Source organism: Mesorhizobium sp. M7A.F.Ca.CA.001.10.2.1 (assembly GCF_003998575.1).
Lineage (GTDB): Bacteria > Pseudomonadota > Alphaproteobacteria > Rhizobiales > Rhizobiaceae > Mesorhizobium.
Genome location: NZ_RZQY01001286.1, coordinates 1 through 558, shown reverse-complemented (window position 1 = coordinate 558; position 558 = coordinate 1). Strand labels below are relative to the sequence as shown.

1 protein-coding gene is annotated in these 558 nt (G+C 64.7%); it reads right to left on the bottom strand.

The genetic code is table 11. The annotated features are described in order from the left end of the window. Positions 1-259 precede the first annotated feature (259 nt). On the bottom strand, positions 260-558 hold a 299-nt coding region (locus tag EN964_RS36675), incomplete at its 5' end, for an NADH:ubiquinone oxidoreductase subunit NDUFA12 (RefSeq protein ID WP_127277609.1).

Sequence of the window (558 nt, the reverse complement as noted above, 5' to 3'; positions counted from 1 at the left end):
GGTGACCCGGTCCGCTCCGGCGGGCAGCGCCGGCGCGGGTGCCGCGGGCTCAGGCGAAGCGGCGAAGGCCACGGTGCTGACGGCAAGACCGGCGGCTAGCGCCAGACTGGCCGATATTGAGTAAGAAAAGCTCATGCAAAGATACCGGTGGTTCGCGCCCGGGTGATTCTGTCGATCGCCAAGGCTAGTCGCCGTTTTCTGATCAGCAAGCAGCTAAACACCAATTGTGGCGATAAAGGACCGGCTTGCACCCTGTCGCCTACGACCCGGGTGTCCAGGCATCGTAGTCGCCGGTGACCTGCGGGCGGTGCTGATTGGTCAGCACCGAGCCCTTCGGGCGATAGGCCGCCGGGCTGCCGGTCAGATTGGGCTGATGCGGCTTTTGCCAATCGCGCGGCTTGTAGTCCTCGCTGGACGGCGCGACGTCGACGCGGTGGTGCATCCAGCCGTGCCAGCCGGGCGGTATCGCCGAAGCCTCCGAATAATTGCGGTAGATGACCCAGCGGCGCGTGCGGCCTTCCGAATCGATGCCGCCTTCGTAATAGAAATTGCCGGTCT